Origin of the sequence: Azospirillum sp. INR13 (genome assembly GCF_015390205.1) — a bacterium.
Lineage (GTDB): Bacteria > Pseudomonadota > Alphaproteobacteria > Azospirillales > Azospirillaceae > Azospirillum.
In genome coordinates this window covers 13,379-27,226 of sequence record NZ_VUOI01000008.1, presented here as the reverse complement: position 1 = coordinate 27,226, position 13,848 = coordinate 13,379, and the positions used below count along the sequence as shown (strand labels likewise).

The following is a 13,848-nucleotide window of genomic DNA, read 5'->3' as shown; positions in this document are numbered from 1 at the left end:
CTCAAGCGCGACCGCACCGGCTGAGCTGCGGCGTACGCAAGAACAGGGGGCATCGGGGATGGACCAGCGTATCATCGACCTCTACGACGAATACACCCATGCGCCGCTGCCGCGCCGCGTCTTCCTGGAGCGGCTGGCGGCGCTGGCCGGCAGTGCGGCGGCGATCCCGGCCATCCTGTCGGCGATCGAGCCGAACTATGCCCATGCAGCCATCGTCGGCGAGGACGACACCCGTCTGGCGGCGGAAAAGGTGAGCTTCCAGGGGGCGACCGGCGACGTTGCCGGATATCTCGCCCGGCCGAAACTCTCGGACAAGGCCCCGGCGGTGATCGTCATCCACGAGAACCGCGGCCTGAATGCCTATGTCGAGGACGTCACCCGCCGTCTCGCCACCGAAGGCTTCGTGGCGCTCGCGCCCGACCTGCTGTCGCCGCTGGGCGGCACGCCGCAGGACCCGGACAAAGCCCGCGACATGATCGGCCAGCTCGACGCCGACAAGACGGTCAACAACCTCGTTGCGGCGATGAGCTACCTGATGGCCTATCGCTATTCCTCGGCCAAGGTCGGCGCCGTCGGCTTCTGCTGGGGCGGCGGCATGGTCAACCGGCTGGCGTTGAAGGCACCCGACCTGAAGGCCGGCGTCGCCTTCTACGGCCCGGCACCCGACCCGGCGCTGGTCACCACCGTCAAGGCGCCGCTGATGCTGCACTACGCCGGGCTCGACCAGCGCATCAACGCCGGCATCCCCGCCTACGACGAGGCGCTGAAGAAGGCCGGCGTCGAACATCAGATCCACATGTACGAGGGTGTCAACCACGCCTTCCACAACGACACGTCAGCCGAACGCTACAACAAGGAGGCCGCTGACCTCGCCTGGACGCGGACGGTGGAGTTCTTGAAGGCGAAGCTGGCTTAGGCGCGGAGTTCGACCCCCACCCTAACCCTCCCATAGGCGCTAACATGAGACTGTTGCGATAGATGGTTTGGGCGTGAGGAATTGCCCCGGGCTTTGTTTTTCCGGGATGTTTGCGACCGATCCCACCGATGCCCCCTGGCGTGCGGTTGAGACGCTGGTCCGCTCGGTCATCGACCTTGAGGCGAGCGCAGCCGAGACGGGGGCCTTCCGCCAAGCCCGCGGCGTGCCGAGCGCCGCGGTGCTTCTTCGCCTCTGTCTGGCCTCTGCGGTGTGCCGGCTGTCCTTGCGCCAGACTTGCGCCTGGGCGGCGGAGATCGGTGTGGCCCGGCTTTCCAACCCTGCCTGGGAGAAGCGCTTCCAGAACGCTGGCGCGTGGCTGGGTGAGATCGCCGGTGCGCTGTTGGCGGCGCGTGCCGCGGTGCCGCCGCGTTGGCCCGGGTACCAACTGCGCTTGGTCGATGCCACCGCGCTCAGCGTCCCTGGCGCCTCCGGCACCTCCTGGCGGCTGCACCTGAGCTACGACCTCGGGCGCGGGTGCATGTGCCAAGCCAGCCTCACCGATGGGCACGGCGGCGAACGGCTGGGCCGCTTTGCCCCGCCGCTGCCCGGCACCGTCGTGCTGGCCGACGCCGGCTACCCGCATCCACGCGAACTGCGCGGCCATCTGGCGGCGGGCGGCGACCTCATCGTGCGGACGAGTTGGGCGGCGGCGCGCCTGCTGACCCCGGCGGGCGGGCGCTTTGATCTGTTCGACGCCTTGCGGCGGCTCGACGGCCCGGCGGGAGCCTGGGATGTGGTCGTCGACGACCACCAGCCGGCGTTGCCGCCGCTGCACCTGCGCCTGGTCGCCGGGCGCAAGCCGGCGGCGGCGTGCGAACAAGCGCGCCGCCGGGTGCGCGAGACCGCCAAACGCAAGGGCAAGACGCCCGACGCGCGCTCGCTGGAGGCGGCCGACTGGGTGTTGCTGCTGACCTCGCTGCCGGCCGCCGCGTTCGATGCGGCGGCGGTGCTGGCCGCCTATCGCTTGCGCTGGCAGGTGGAACTGGCGATCAAACGCTGGAAAACCTTGCTCGCCTTGGGCGAGGTGCCGGTACGCACCCCGGCAACCGCGACCGCCTGGATCTACGCCATGCTGATCGCAGCGCTGCTCATCGAGGATAAAGTTGCCAGGGCGGCGACGCAATTCCCCCCTGGGCAGCCCGCGCATGCCGCAGGGGTTCTCCCTGTGGCGCATGTTCGCGCTCTTGGCCCACAGCCTGTGCTTGGCAGTGTTCGGGCCATTCCACTGGCCGTCGCTTGATCCACTGGCACCGTGGCTCACCCGACACATCGCCGACCCGCCCAGACGACGAAAACGCCAGACCGAAACTATACCGCATCCTTTCATAAGCGGGCCGGCATGTTAGCGCCTATGCCCTAACCCTCCCCCGCTGGGCGGGGGAGGTTAGGTGGGGGCGCTCGAAGCCGACACCTCTCCCAACACCTCCGCCGTCTCCACCACCGTCGCATATTCGCCGTCCATGTTGGCGAGCGACAGGTCGTGGACCTCGTCCGCGGTGCGCAATCTCCCCGAGCGGTCAATCCTGGCGAAGGTGAAGCAGGCGTCGGCGACCAGACGCACGTCGTAGCCCAGGTTTCCGGCCACCCGCACCGTCGCCTCGACGCTGTTGTTGGTGATGACGCCGGACACCACCAGCGTGCCGATGCCGCGACCGCGCAGCCACTCGTCCAGGCCCGTGCCGATGAACGCGCTGTTCACCCGCTTTCCGATCACCGTCTCCCCCGCAACTGGCATGGCCTCCTCCTTGAAGGCATGGCCGGGGCCGCCCGGACGGTAGGTGGAGTCGGGCTCCACCGAATCGTGGCGGATATGGACGATGGGCCGCCCCTCCCGCCGCCACGCGGCCAGCAATGCGGCGATGTTGGTCTCGGCCTGCGGGTTGTTGCGCGGGCCGATGCGGCTCCAGCGCGGATCGTCGATGGCCTTTTGCAGGTCGACGATCAGCAGGGCGGCGTCGTGGGGGAGCGTTTCCATGCCGACGATCCTGCCGCCATTGTCCATCGCGTGACAAGTGGCGCGGTTTCTGGCTCTAATCCGGCGCTCGATCCCCACTCCCACCGTCCTGCGCTGAACCGGAGGCGCCGTGCTCGCATCCCCCTTGTCCTTGCTTGCCGTCGCCGTCGGTGGTGCCGCCGGATCGGTGGCGCGCTATCTGATGCTGCTGGCGATCATGCAGTGGGTCGGTATCCGTTTCCCGGTGGGGACGATCGTCGTCAACGTCATCGGCTGCACGGTGATGGGCGTGCTGTCGGAACTGGCGGCACTGACCTGGTCGCCCTCGCCGGAGCTGCGCGCCTTGCTGCTGGTCGGCGTGCTCGGCGGCTTCACCACCTTCTCCTCCTTCACGCTGGACATCGGCGTTCTCGTCGCCCGTGACGAGTTCGCCGCGGCGGCGGGATACTTCCTCGCCTCGACGCTGTTCAGCGTGGTGGGCTTCTTTGCCGGCCTGTGGGCCGTGCGTTCTCTTGTTTCGGTGTCCCTCTGATGACTGACTCTCGCAATCCCGCTGACGATCACGCCGATACCGCGTCGACCGAATCCAAGGGCGACAGCAAGGTCGTAACCCGCATCGTCACCGCCGACGAGGCCGACATGCGGCTCGACCGCTGGTTCAAGCGGCATTTCCCCGACGTGAACCACAGCTATCTGCAGAAGCTGCTGCGTACGGGCCAAGTCCGCATCGACGGCAAGCGGGCGGAGACGTCGTCGCGGCTGGTGGCAGGGCAGGGCGTGCGCATTCCGCCGCTTGCCGCCTGGGCGGCTCCGGTCAAGGGCCCCAATCCTGGGGCGGGCAAGCCCAAGGGCATGTCGGACAAGCAGATCGCCGAGCTGCAGGCGCTGGTGCTCTACCGCGACGCCGACGTGATCGCCATCAACAAGCCGGCCGGGCTGGCCGTGCAGGGCGGCACCGGCACCTCCAAGCACCTCGACGCGATGCTGGATGCCCTGCGCTTCGACGGCAACGAACGGCCGAAGCTGGTCCACCGGCTGGACAAGGACACCTCGGGCGTGCTGCTGCTGGCCCGCACCACCTTCGCCGCCAGCAAGCTGACGGAGCTGTTCCGCGGCAGCGCCGTGCGCAAGATCTATTGGGCCGTCACAGTGGGCGTGCCGACGCCCTACCAGGGCAAGATCGACCTCGCGCTGGCCAAGGAAGGCGGTCCGCATGGCGAGCGGGTGGCGGAGAACAAGGAAGAGGGCAAGCGCGCCGTCACCGTCTATTCGGTGCAGGAGAATGTCGGCAAGCAGGCGGCCTTCGTCGCCATGTGGCCGCTGACCGGCCGCACCCACCAGTTGCGAGTGCATATGGCCGCGGTGGGCACGCCGATCCTCGGCGACGGCAAATATGCCGGGCAGGGCGCCTTCCTGGCCGGCGCGGAGGTGACGAAGAAGCTGCACCTGCATGCGCGCCGGCTGATCCTGCCGCACCCGCGCGGCGGCAAGACCATCGACGTCACCGCTCCGCTGCCCGACCACATGCAGGCGACCTGGAAGTATTTCGGCTTCAGCCCGAACCTGCGCGACGATCCGTTCGAGGATTTCGAGTGATGGCGGTTCCAGGCAGGTCGCCCCTGCGCTTGGCTCTGTTCGATTGCGACGGCACGCTGGTCGACAGCCAGTTCGCCATCATCGATGCCATGACCCAGGCGTGGGCCGAGCATGGGCTGGGCGAGCCGGACCCGATGGCGGTCCGCCGCATGGTCGGGCTGTCGCTGGTCGAGGCGGTGGCCCTGCTGCTGCCGACGCACGACGCCGAAGCGCATGTCGCAGTGGCCGAGAGCTACAAGCGCGCCTTCTCCGCCGCGCGCGGCCGGGGCGATGTGGACGAGCCGCTGTTCCCCGGCATCGTCGACACGCTGGCGGCGCTGGAGGAGGCGGGCGTCCTGCTGGGCGTCGCGACCGGCAAGTCGCGCCGCGGGCTGAACGCGGTGCTGAAGGGGCATGGGTTGACCGGGCGCTTCGTCACGCTGCAGACCGCTGATGTCGGCCCGGGCAAGCCGAACCCGCACATGGTCCAGCGCGCGCTGGCCGAGACCGGCGCGGAAGAGGCAGGCACGGTTGTGATCGGCGACACGACCTACGACATTCAGATGGCCCGCAACGCGCGGGTGCGGTCGGTCGGCGTCTCCTGGGGCTATCATGCGGTGCCGGAGCTGGAGCGCGCCGGGGCGGACCGCATCGTTCACCGCGGGCGGGATGTCGCCACCGCGGTGCTGGAGCTTTTGGAAGGGTAAGCGATGAAGCGTTTCTACAAGGCGGCAGGCGTCGGCGAGACCGAGGGCGGTTTCCGGGTGGAACTGGACGGCCGTCCGGTGCGCAGCCCGGCCAAGGCGCCGTTGGTCTTCCCCAGCCGGCCGCTGGCCCAGGGGGTGGCTGACGAATGGGCGGCGCAGGGCGACCAGATCGACGCCCATTCCATGCCGCTGATGCAGCTGTCCAGCACCGCCGTCGACCTGATCCCGGCCAAGCGGCCCGATATCGTCCAGGCCATCAGCGCCTATGCCGGCACCGACCTGCTGTGCTACCGCGCCGAACATCCGCAGCCGCTGGTGGACCGTCAGGCCCAGCTGTGGCAGCCGCTGCTGGACTGGGCGGCGCTTTCCTACGACGCGCCGCTCCATGTCTGCGCCGGCCTGATGCCGAAGCCTCAGCCGGAGGAGGCGCTGGCCGCCCTGCGCCGGGTGGTGGAGCGGACGGACGACTGGTACCTGTCGGCGCTGCAGACCACGACCGGCGTCTGCGGCTCCATCATCGTGGCGCTGGCTTTGCTGGAAGGCCGCATCGGTGCGGAAGAGGCCTTCGAGGTCTCGCAGCTGGACGAGACCTATCAGATCGAACAATGGGGCGAAGACGCCGAGGCCACGAAGCGCCGCGCGAACGTGCGTGCGGAGATCGTGGCCTGCCGGCGGTTCGTGGATCTGCTGCGGGGGTGAGGGTGCCGAGTTAGACCCCCACCCCAACCCTCCCCCGCTCTCAGCGGACCTACGGTCCGCCTGTCGCGTCAGCACAAAGCGCAGCTTTGTGCGAGAGCTGGGCGGGGGAGGGGGTAAGTGCTGATCCGGGAGAGTGGCGGCAGTCCCTCCCCCACCCAGCGGGGGAGGTTAGGTGGGGGTCTAACTCCCCGGAGACCGCGACGACCTTTACTGCGCCGTGCTGCCGCCGGTGGTGCCGGTCCCGGTCGTTCCGGTGGTGCCCATCGAGCCGCCCGTCGGGGCGGCGCCCGGCGCCATCTTCTCGTCCTCGGCCGGCTTCCGGTTCTTGTTCAGCGACGTCATGGTGTCGTCGTACTTGAACTCCGGCATCGCCTTCACGTCGTCGCGGCTCATGCCGGCCAGGTTCAGGCGGTTGTTCTGCGAATCCCAGTTGGCGGCGGTGTAGTCGACCGCGACCTGCTTCTCACCGATGCCGAGGAAGCCGCCGGAGCTGACAACCAGCTGCTTGGCCTGCCCGTTGGCGTCGAGGATGACGTCGTCGATCTCGCCGATCTTCTCGTTGTCGCGGCCGTAGACGTTCTTGCCGATCAGTTCCTCGGCGCTGGCCAGCTGACCGCCAGTGGCGCTGGTGGCCGCCGTGGAGCCGGCCGTGCCGCCGGTGGTGGCGCTGTCCGGCGACGCGGTGTTCGACATGCTGGAAGTCGACGAGGACGGATTGCCCACGGTCGGCGAGGTGGTCTGCGCGACGGCGGCGCCGGAGAGCAAAGCCAGCGTGGCGGCGGTGGCGATCAGGGTGCGACGCATGGGGTGGCTCCTTTGTCGTTGTGTCGAAAGACACCGGTACAACAGGCGCAAGCCCCGTTTGATTTCACCGTCCGTGAACTCTTTCGGTGTGGGACTAGCCCTTCGTGGTGGCGTCCCACTCCGGTTCGCAAGGCGTCAGCGTCGCCGGACCGGCCTGAAATGTAAGCCGGTTTTCGGCCGCGCGCTGCACCTCCTCCAGCCGCAGCAGGGCGAGAGCCGAGCCGTCGCGGACGCTGCGGATCTCCCCGGCGTCCTTGCCGTCCAGCGTCACCGGGGTGCCGGGCTCCGGCGCCGGGCCGTCGATGGCGGCGGGGAACAGCTTCTTCTTGATCAGCGCGCGGTACTTGGTGCGGGCGGTCAGCTCCTGCCCCATGTAGCAGCCCTTGTCCCAGGAGATGGCGTTCAGCGCATCCATCCGATTCTCCAGGGGAATCGACTTTTCCGGGATCAGCTCGCCGGTCCCGTCCGGCACGCCCAGCGACAGGCGCAGGCGGTCGTACGCCGCGGCATCCAGTCGCACCAACCCGGCTGTCTCCAGCGCCGCAATGCCTTCCGCAGGCCCCTCCACCGGCAGGAACAGGCGCGCACCCAGTGCCGGCAGGCGGGGGTCGGTGAAGGCGATCCCGCCGCCGAAGGGCCGTGCCGCGCCCGGCTCCGCCGGCAGGCCCACCGCCGCCAGCGCGCCGTCGCCGAAGGCCACCACGACGCGCAGCGTCTCGGCCCGGTCCTCCAGCGCGATCTTGGAGCGGAGCTTGTACATCTTCAGCCGGCGCAGCAGGTCGGCGCGGCGGTCCGTCTCCGGATCGAGCAGAAGCGCGGCGGCGGCATCCGCACCCGACTCGACCACACTGAAATCATGCAGGAACTTGCCCTGTGGTGTCAGGAACAGGGCATAGGCGGCATGATCCGGGGTGACGCGCAGCATGTCGTTGGGACACCAGCCCCTGCAGGAAGGCCTTGCGGTCCTCCCCCGTCACCGCCACCACGCTCCGCCGGTCCAGCACCGCGTAACCCGCCGACATCCTTGCCTCCACCCTGTCCGATCGGCCGAACTGCCGACCGTCTGGAGTGTTGGTCCGAACGGGCCGGCTGGCAAGGGTCTGCCGCAACGCAACAGCCCCCCGGGCGAAAGGCTGGGTTGCCGTCACGGACTGTGGCATGATGACCGAAGCGGCAAATGCATTGCGTATAGGCAGAGGATCGGCTGTTGACGGCCGGTGGTGCCACCGGATTACTCTGTTGGTAGCGGTGGCACGGCTTTGGCATTGCCATACAGGTTTGACCTTATCCCGGATTTCCCCTCCTTGCCTTCGCACGCCGAGACTTTCCCCCCGGACGCTCCGCCGCCCCGCCTGGAGCTGCGCGGCATCACCAAGCGATTCCCCGGATGCCTCGCCAACGACCATGTCGATCTCGTCCTCCAGCCGGGCGAGATCCATGCGCTGCTGGGTGAGAACGGCGCCGGCAAATCCACCCTGGTCAAGATGATCTACGGGGTGCTGCACCCCGACTCCGGAACCATGCTGTGGCAGGGGGCGGAGACCACTGTCCCCGATCCGGCCGGCGCCCGGCGGCTGGGCATCGGCATGGTGTTCCAGCATTTCTCGCTGTTCGACACGCTGACGGTGACGGAGAACATCGCGCTCGGCCTGGACGATGCCGGCCGGATGGACGAGCTGGCCGACCGCATCCGCAGCGTGTCCGAACGCTATGGCCTTGCGCTCGACCCCGAACGCCATGTCTTCCACCTGTCGGTGGGCGAGCGCCAGCGGGTGGAGATCGTGCGCTGCCTGCTGCAGGACCCGAAGCTGCTGATCATGGACGAGCCGACCTCCGTCCTGACGCCGCAGGAGGCCGCCAAGCTGTTCGAGACGCTGCGCGTCCTGGCGGCGGAGGGCTGCACGATCCTCTACATCTCGCACAAGCTGGAGGAGATCCGCGCGCTGTGCAGCCGCGCCACCGTGCTGCGGGCCGGCAAGGTGGTGGGTGCCACCGACCCGCGGCAGGAGACCGCGCGCAGCCTTGCCGAGATGATGATGGGGGCGGAACTGTCCACGCCCGAACGGCCGCCGCAGGGTGCCGCCGGGGCCGCGCGCCTGTCGGTGCGCCACCTGTCCACCACCTCCGACAATCCCTTCGCCACCAACCTGAAGGACGTCAGTTTCGAGGTGCGGGCGGGCGAGATCCTGGGCATCGCCGGAGTGGCCGGCAACGGCCAGGCGGAGCTGATGGCCGCGCTCAGCGGCGAGATGCTGGTCGCCGACTCCGAGTCCGTGGTGATCGAGGGTACGTCGGCCGGACATCTCGGGCCGCGGGCGCGCCGGACGCTCGGGCTCGCCTTCGTGCCGGAGGAGCGGCTGGGCCGCGGCGCCGTGCCGGAGCTGAGCCTGTCGGAGAACGCGCTGCTGTCGGGCTATGCCCGCGAGCCGCTGGTGCGCGGCGGCATGGTCCATTTCGGCCGGGCGCGGGCCTATGCCGAGACGATCATCCGCGGCTTCAACGTGGTCGCCCACGGCCACCGGGCGGAGGCGCGCTCGCTGTCGGGCGGCAACCTGCAGAAATTCATCATCGGCCGCGAGATCCTGCAGAAGCCCAAGCTGCTGGTGGTCGGACAACCGACCTGGGGCGTCGATGCCGGTGCCGCGGCGGCGATCCACAAGGCGCTGATCGGGCTGGCGCGCTCGGGCGCCGCGGTACTGGTGATCAGCCAGGACCTGGACGAGCTGTTCGTGCTGAGCGACCGGATTTCCGTGCTGTTCCACGGCCGCCTGTCAGACAGCCGGCCGACGCACGAGACGACGGTGGAACGCATCGGCCTGCTGATGGGCGGCCTGTTCGGCACGCCGCCGGACGAAGACGGGGAGATCACGCGTGCGGTCTGATGGTTTCGTGATTGCCGGAGACGCCGCATGAGCTTCATCCGTCTCGAGCCGCGCGGGCAGGCGTCGAAGACCATGGTCTACGTCACGCCGCTGCTGGCGGTGGCGCTGACCCTGCTCAGCGGCTTCATCCTGTTCCTGGCGCTGGGATTCGACCCCGTCAAGGCGCTCCATGCCTTCTTCATCGCCCCGCTGACCTCGGTGCGCGGACTGGGCGAGCTGGTGGTGAAGGCGACCCCGCTGGTGCTGTGCGCCGTCGGCCTTGCCATCGGTTTCCGCGCCAATGTCTGGAACATCGGCGCCGAGGGCCAGCTGACGCTGGGCGCCATCACCGGCGGCGGGCTGGCGCTGGCCTTCTACGGCGAGGGCGGCTGGTGGCTGCTGCCGCTGATGGTGATCGGCGGCGCGGTCGGCGGCGCGGTCTGGGCGGCGGTTCCGGCCTTCCTGCGGCTGCGCTTCAACGCCAGCGAGATCCTGACCAGCCTGATGCTGAACTACGTGGCGCTGCTGCTGCTGAACTATCTGGTTCACGGCCCCTACCGCGACCCCGACGGCTTCGCCTTCCCGGAATCGCGCCTGTTCGAGGCCGACGCCGTGCTGCCGATCCTGTGGAGCGGCACCCGCGTCCATCTGGGCGCGCTGTTCGCGCTGTTGGCGGTGGCGGGCGGCTGGCTGCTGATCGCGCGGACCTTCATCGGCTTCCAGATCAAGGTGATCGGCCTGACGCCGGCCGCCGCCGGCTATGCCGGCTTCGACCAGAAGCGGATCGTCTGGCTGGCTCTGCTGCTGTCGGGGGCGCTGGCCGGCATCGCCGGCATGGGCGAGGTCGCCGGCCCGATCGGGCAGGTCACCGCCGGCATTTCGCCGGGCTACGGCTATACCGCCATCATCGTCGCCTTCCTTGGCCGCCTGCATCCGGTCGGCATCCTGCTGGCGGCGCTGCTGATGGCGCTGTCCTTCATCGGCGGCGAGGCGGCGCAGATCGCCATGGGCCTGCCCAAGGCCATCACCGGAGTGTTCCAGGGCATGCTTCTGTTCTTCCTGCTGGCGAGCGACGTGCTGATCCGCTACCGGGTCCGCTTCGGGACGCGGAGGGCGGTGGCATGAACGACTTCGCCCTGATCGGCCCGATCCTGGCCGCCATGTTCGCCGCGGCGACGCCGCTGCTGTTCGCGGCGCTGGGCGAACTGGTGGTCGAGAAGTCCGGCGTCCTCAACCTGGGTGTCGAGGGCATGATGCTGGTGGGCGCGGTCTGCGGCTTCGCCGTGACGATCCAGACCGGCAGCGCCGTCACCGGCTTCCTGGTCGCGGCGCTGGCCGGTGCCGCCACGGCCTCGCTGTTCGCGGTGCTGACCCTGTTCCTGCTGGCCAACCAGGTGGCGACCGGCCTGGCGCTCACCCTGTTCGGCGTCGGACTGTCGGCGCTGATCGGGCAGGGCTTCGTCGGCATTCCGCTTGAAGGGCTGCCCAAGCTGTACATCCCCGGCCTGACCGACCTGCCGGTGGTGGGGCAGGCCTTGTTCGGCCAGGACATCATGGTCTATCTGGCCGTCGCCGCCGTGCCGCTGGTCCATCTGTTCCTCTACCGCACACGCGCCGGGCTGGTCCTGCGCGCGGTGGGGGAGAACCACACGGCCGCCCACGCGCTGGGCTACAAGGTGCTGCGCATCCGCTTCCTCGCCGTGCTGTTCGGCGGCGCCATGGCCGGGCTGGGCGGCGCCTTCCTGTCGATGGACTACACGCCGATGTGGGCGGAGAACATGACGTCGGGACGCGGCTGGATCGCGCTGGCGCTGGTGGTCTTCGCCACCTGGAAGCCGGTGCGCGCCATGCTGGGCGCCTGGCTGTTCGGCGGCGTCACCATCCTGCAACTGCACGTTCAGGGGCTGGGCATCGACGTGCCCTCGCAGCTCTTGTCGATGCTGCCGTATCTGGCTACCGTTCTGGTCCTGGTGCTGATTTCGCGGGACGTCGCCCGCATCCGCCTGAACGCGCCGGCCTGTCTGGGAAAACTGTTTCATCCCGATGCTTGACGCGTCGTTTTGAAATCGAAACAAAGCCCATATCACAGAGATATCAAGAACAAGGAGCTTCGACGTGAACAGAAGGACGATGGGCAAGGCGGTGCTGGGTCTGGCCGGCGCCGCCATCGCGCTGAGCGTGGGCATGGGCGCAGGGATCGGCTCGGCCCTGGCGCAGGACAAGCTGAAGGTCGGCTTCGTCTATGTCGGCCCGGTCAGCGACCACGGCTACAGCTACCAGCACGACCAGGGCCGCCTGGCCGTTGAGAAGGAGCTGGGCGACAAGGTCACCACCACCTTCGTCGAGAATGTGCCGGAAGGCGCCGACGCGGAGCGTGTGGTCGAGCAGCTGGCCGCCAGCGGCCACAAGCTGATCTTCACCACCTCCTTCGGCTTCATGAACCCGACGCTGAAGGTGGCCAAGCGCTACCCCGACGTGAAGTTCGAGCACGCCACCGGCTACAAGCGCGCAGAGAACGTCGCGACCTACTCCGGCCGCTTCTATGAGGGCCGCACGGTGGTGGGCGCCATCGCCGGCAAGATGACCAAGTCGAACATCATCGGCTACATCGGCTCCTACCCGATTCCCGAGGTGGTCGGCGGCATCAACGCCTTCACCATCGCGCTGCGCGAGCAGAACCCGAAGGCCGAGGTTCGCGTCGTCTGGGTCAACAGCTGGTACGACCCCGGCAAGGAAGCCGAGGCGGCCAAGGCGCTGATCGACCAGGGTGCCGACGTCATCGTCCAGCACACCGACAGCCCGGCCCCGATCCAGACCGCGCAGGAGCGTGGGCTGTGGTCGGTCGGCCAGTCGTCCGACATGACCCGCTTCGGGCCGAAGTCGCACCTGACCGCGATCATCGAGGACTGGAACGGCTATTACGTCCAGCGCGTCAAGGCGGTGATGGACGGCAGCTGGAAGCCGATCGACACCTGGGGCGGCATCAACACCGGCATGGTCGAACTGGCCCCCTACAACCCGGCCATCCCGGCCGACGTCGTGAAGATGGCCGACCAGCTCAAGGCCGACATCGTGTCGGGCAAGCGCCACTCCTTCCAGGGTCCGGTCAAGGACCAGGCCGGCAAGGTCGTGATCCCCGAAGGCAAGACCGCCACCGACGAGCAGATCCTGAAGATGGACTGGTACGTCGAGGGCGTGCAGGGCAAGGTTCCGAAGTAAGCGCTACCGCGGGCCGGGCCGGGGGAGAGTCCCTCCGGCCCGCGCCACGGCGGCGGCGATGTGGGGAGGTGGGCCATGGACCAAAGCAGCCTCTACGACCGCGATTTCTACGCCTGGGCGAACGAACAGGCGGCCCTTCTGCGGGCCGGCAAACTCGACGCGACGGACATCGAGCACATCGCCGAGGAGATCGAGAGCATGGGGCGCCGGGAGCGGCGTGAACTCCTCAACCGTCTCCGGGTCCTTCTTCGGCACCTGCTGGTTTGGACTTGCTTGCCGTCTGGACAGTGCGGTTCTTGGCGATCCGCCATCACCGGCGATCGCAAAGAAATAGAATATCTTCTACGCGACAGCCCGAGCTTGGCAGGCAAGTTGGATGACTTGGTGGCCGAAGCATACTTGCGGGCACGGCTCGATGCCGTCATCAGGACGGGCATGGACGAAGCGACCTTTCCGGCGAGTTGCCCGTGGGGTTTCGCCGAAATGATGGACGAGTCGTTCTGGCCGGATGCTTGAGCGGCGCCTTCGGACGCCGCCCGACTTACAGATACTCCCCCAGCAGCCGCAGGAACGGACGCGCTTCCTGCAGGACCAGGGTCGTCTGGTGGAACAGGTCCTCGGGCGAGGCGTGGTGTTCCAGCCTGATTTCCGAGAACAGGATGATCTTCTGTCCGCCCTGGACGATGAAGCGGACATGGGGCAGCCCTTCGATCCCGCGCAGCACCGCCAGCAGGGCGCGGCGGCGCTCGGGCGCCTGGGCGGTGTAGGGCACATGGCCGACATCGGCCCAGATCTGGCAGATCGACCCGCCGCCCTCATCTTCGCTCTCATGCCGGACGGCGACGTTGAAGGGCAGGCCGTCCGCCATGAAGGTCAGCTTGCAGGGGCGCGGCGGCTTGGCGATGCCCAGCACGCCTTCCGGCGTCATCTCGATGGAATCGGGGCTGATCGGCAGGGCGCCGTCGGGCACCTCGGCCAGCGATTGAATGGTCTTCAGATCGGGAACGGACAAGGTGGTACGCTCGGCTTCTGGGGTGATTGAGACGACAGGAT

At 68.4% G+C, this 13,848-nt stretch carries 15 protein-coding genes; 11 read left to right on the top strand and 4 right to left on the bottom strand.

The genetic code is table 11. The annotated features are described in order from the left end of the window. The first annotated feature begins 58 nt into the window (after window positions 1–58). Together F1643_RS08745 and F1643_RS08740 are read left to right on the top strand one after the other, a co-directional pair. Window positions 59–916: a dienelactone hydrolase family protein gene (locus tag F1643_RS08745; RefSeq protein WP_194912625.1), complete on the top strand. Its 858-nt coding sequence runs from the start codon at window positions 59–61 to the stop codon at window positions 914–916. A gap of 106 nt (window positions 917–1,022) precedes the next feature. Then, on the top strand, window positions 1,023–2,216 hold the full coding sequence (locus tag F1643_RS08740) for an IS4 family transposase (protein ID WP_194912624.1): 1,194 nt from the start codon (window positions 1,023–1,025) through the stop codon (window positions 2,214–2,216). Window positions 2,217–2,360: 144 nt separating this feature from the next. Here F1643_RS08740 and F1643_RS08735 read toward each other — a convergent pair whose 3' ends face one another. After that, complete coding sequence (locus F1643_RS08735) at window positions 2,361–2,951, bottom strand: cysteine hydrolase family protein (protein WP_194912622.1); 591 nt, start codon at window positions 2,949–2,951, stop codon at window positions 2,361–2,363. A 109-nt stretch (window positions 2,952–3,060) separates the two neighbouring features. On the opposite strand from F1643_RS08735, the gene crcB reads away from it, so the two are divergent. Genes crcB through F1643_RS08715 form a run of 4 tightly spaced genes read left to right on the top strand, consistent with a single transcriptional unit; the run spans window position 3,061 to window position 5,911 of the window. Further along, window positions 3,061–3,462, top strand: a complete 402-nt coding sequence (gene crcB / locus F1643_RS08730) for a fluoride efflux transporter CrcB (protein ID WP_194912621.1) — start codon at window positions 3,061–3,063, stop codon at window positions 3,460–3,462. Further along, window positions 3,462–4,526, top strand: coding sequence for an RluA family pseudouridine synthase (locus tag F1643_RS08725; protein ID WP_194912619.1), 1,065 nt, complete (start codon window positions 3,462–3,464; stop codon window positions 4,524–4,526). Before crcB ends, F1643_RS08725 begins: the two co-directional genes overlap by 1 nt. Then, on the top strand, window positions 4,526–5,212 hold the full coding sequence (locus F1643_RS08720; protein WP_194912618.1) for an HAD-IA family hydrolase: 687 nt from the start codon (window positions 4,526–4,528) through the stop codon (window positions 5,210–5,212). The genes F1643_RS08725 and F1643_RS08720 overlap by 1 nt, the downstream gene beginning before the upstream one ends. Window positions 5,213–5,215: 3 nt before the next feature. Then, window positions 5,216–5,911, top strand: a complete 696-nt coding sequence (locus tag F1643_RS08715; RefSeq protein ID WP_194912617.1) for an ATP12 family chaperone protein — start codon at window positions 5,216–5,218, stop codon at window positions 5,909–5,911. Window positions 5,912–6,118: 207 nt separating this feature from the next. On the opposite strand, the gene F1643_RS08710 is transcribed toward F1643_RS08715, so the two are convergent. Together F1643_RS08710 and F1643_RS08705 are read right to left on the bottom strand one after the other, a co-directional pair. Continuing rightward, window positions 6,119–6,715 carry a PRC-barrel domain-containing protein gene (locus tag F1643_RS08710; RefSeq protein ID WP_194912616.1) on the bottom strand — a complete coding sequence of 199 codons (597 nt, stop codon included), beginning with the start codon at window positions 6,713–6,715 and terminating at the stop codon, window positions 6,119–6,121. Between the two features lie 94 nt (window positions 6,716–6,809). Further along, on the bottom strand, window positions 6,810–7,640 hold the full coding sequence (locus F1643_RS08705) for a folate-binding protein YgfZ (protein ID WP_255542569.1): 831 nt from the start codon (window positions 7,638–7,640) through the stop codon (window positions 6,810–6,812). 379 nt (window positions 7,641–8,019) lie between these two features. Here F1643_RS08705 and F1643_RS08700 point away from each other — a divergent pair, with 379 nt between their 5' ends. The 5 genes from F1643_RS08700 to F1643_RS08680 all read left to right on the top strand — a co-directional run bounded on the left by F1643_RS08700 (window position 8,020) and on the right by F1643_RS08680 (window position 13,311). Beyond that, entirely contained in the window at window positions 8,020–9,597 is a 1,578-nt protein-coding gene (locus tag F1643_RS08700) for an ABC transporter ATP-binding protein (protein ID WP_194912615.1), read from the top strand. Window positions 9,598–9,624: 27 nt separating this feature from the next. Then, window positions 9,625–10,701, top strand: coding sequence for an ABC transporter permease (locus F1643_RS08695; RefSeq protein ID WP_194912614.1), 1,077 nt, complete (start codon window positions 9,625–9,627; stop codon window positions 10,699–10,701). Continuing rightward, the gene (locus F1643_RS08690; RefSeq protein WP_014248382.1) at window positions 10,698–11,627 is read left to right on the top strand and encodes an ABC transporter permease; all 930 of its coding nucleotides are present in this window, start codon (window positions 10,698–10,700) and stop codon (window positions 11,625–11,627) included. The genes F1643_RS08695 and F1643_RS08690 overlap by 4 nt, the downstream gene beginning before the upstream one ends. Before the next feature lie 79 nt (window positions 11,628–11,706). Then, the gene (locus tag F1643_RS08685) at window positions 11,707–12,795 is read left to right on the top strand and encodes a BMP family ABC transporter substrate-binding protein (protein ID WP_194912772.1); all 1,089 of its coding nucleotides are present in this window, start codon (window positions 11,707–11,709) and stop codon (window positions 12,793–12,795) included. Window positions 12,796–12,870: 75 nt separating this feature from the next. Beyond that, on the top strand, window positions 12,871–13,311 hold the full coding sequence (locus F1643_RS08680) for a DUF29 domain-containing protein (protein WP_194912613.1): 441 nt from the start codon (window positions 12,871–12,873) through the stop codon (window positions 13,309–13,311). Between the two features lie 25 nt (window positions 13,312–13,336). On the opposite strand, the gene F1643_RS08675 is transcribed toward F1643_RS08680, so the two are convergent. Further along, window positions 13,337–13,807 (bottom strand): hypothetical protein, encoded by a 471-nt coding sequence (locus tag F1643_RS08675; protein ID WP_194912611.1) that lies wholly within the window; start codon window positions 13,805–13,807, stop codon window positions 13,337–13,339. Window positions 13,808–13,848: the final 41 nt, after the last annotated feature.

Bases quoted from the DNA above. Each gene is read 5' to 3' on its own strand.
- F1643_RS08745 (WP_194912625.1), top strand. From the start codon at position 59: ATGGACCAGCGTATCATCGACCTCTACGACGAATACACCCATGCGCCG.
- F1643_RS08740 (WP_194912624.1), top strand. From the start codon at position 1,023: ATGTTTGCGACCGATCCCACCGATGCCCCCTGGCGTGCGGTTGAGACG.
- F1643_RS08735 (WP_194912622.1), bottom strand. From the start codon at position 2,951: ATGGAAACGCTCCCCCACGACGCCGCCCTGCTGATCGTCGACCTGCAA.
- F1643_RS08725 (WP_194912619.1), top strand. From the start codon at position 3,462: ATGACTGACTCTCGCAATCCCGCTGACGATCACGCCGATACCGCGTCG.
- F1643_RS08720 (WP_194912618.1), top strand. From the start codon at position 4,526: ATGGCGGTTCCAGGCAGGTCGCCCCTGCGCTTGGCTCTGTTCGATTGC.
- F1643_RS08715 (WP_194912617.1), top strand. From the start codon at position 5,216: ATGAAGCGTTTCTACAAGGCGGCAGGCGTCGGCGAGACCGAGGGCGGT.
- F1643_RS08710 (WP_194912616.1), bottom strand. From the start codon at position 6,715: ATGCGTCGCACCCTGATCGCCACCGCCGCCACGCTGGCTTTGCTCTCC.
- F1643_RS08705 (WP_255542569.1), bottom strand. From the start codon at position 7,640: ATGCTGCGCGTCACCCCGGATCATGCCGCCTATGCCCTGTTCCTGACA.
- F1643_RS08695 (WP_194912614.1), top strand. From the start codon at position 9,625: ATGAGCTTCATCCGTCTCGAGCCGCGCGGGCAGGCGTCGAAGACCATG.
- F1643_RS08690 (WP_014248382.1), top strand. From the start codon at position 10,698: ATGAACGACTTCGCCCTGATCGGCCCGATCCTGGCCGCCATGTTCGCC.
- F1643_RS08685 (WP_194912772.1), top strand. From the start codon at position 11,707: ATGGGCAAGGCGGTGCTGGGTCTGGCCGGCGCCGCCATCGCGCTGAGC.
- F1643_RS08680 (WP_194912613.1), top strand. From the start codon at position 12,871: ATGGACCAAAGCAGCCTCTACGACCGCGATTTCTACGCCTGGGCGAAC.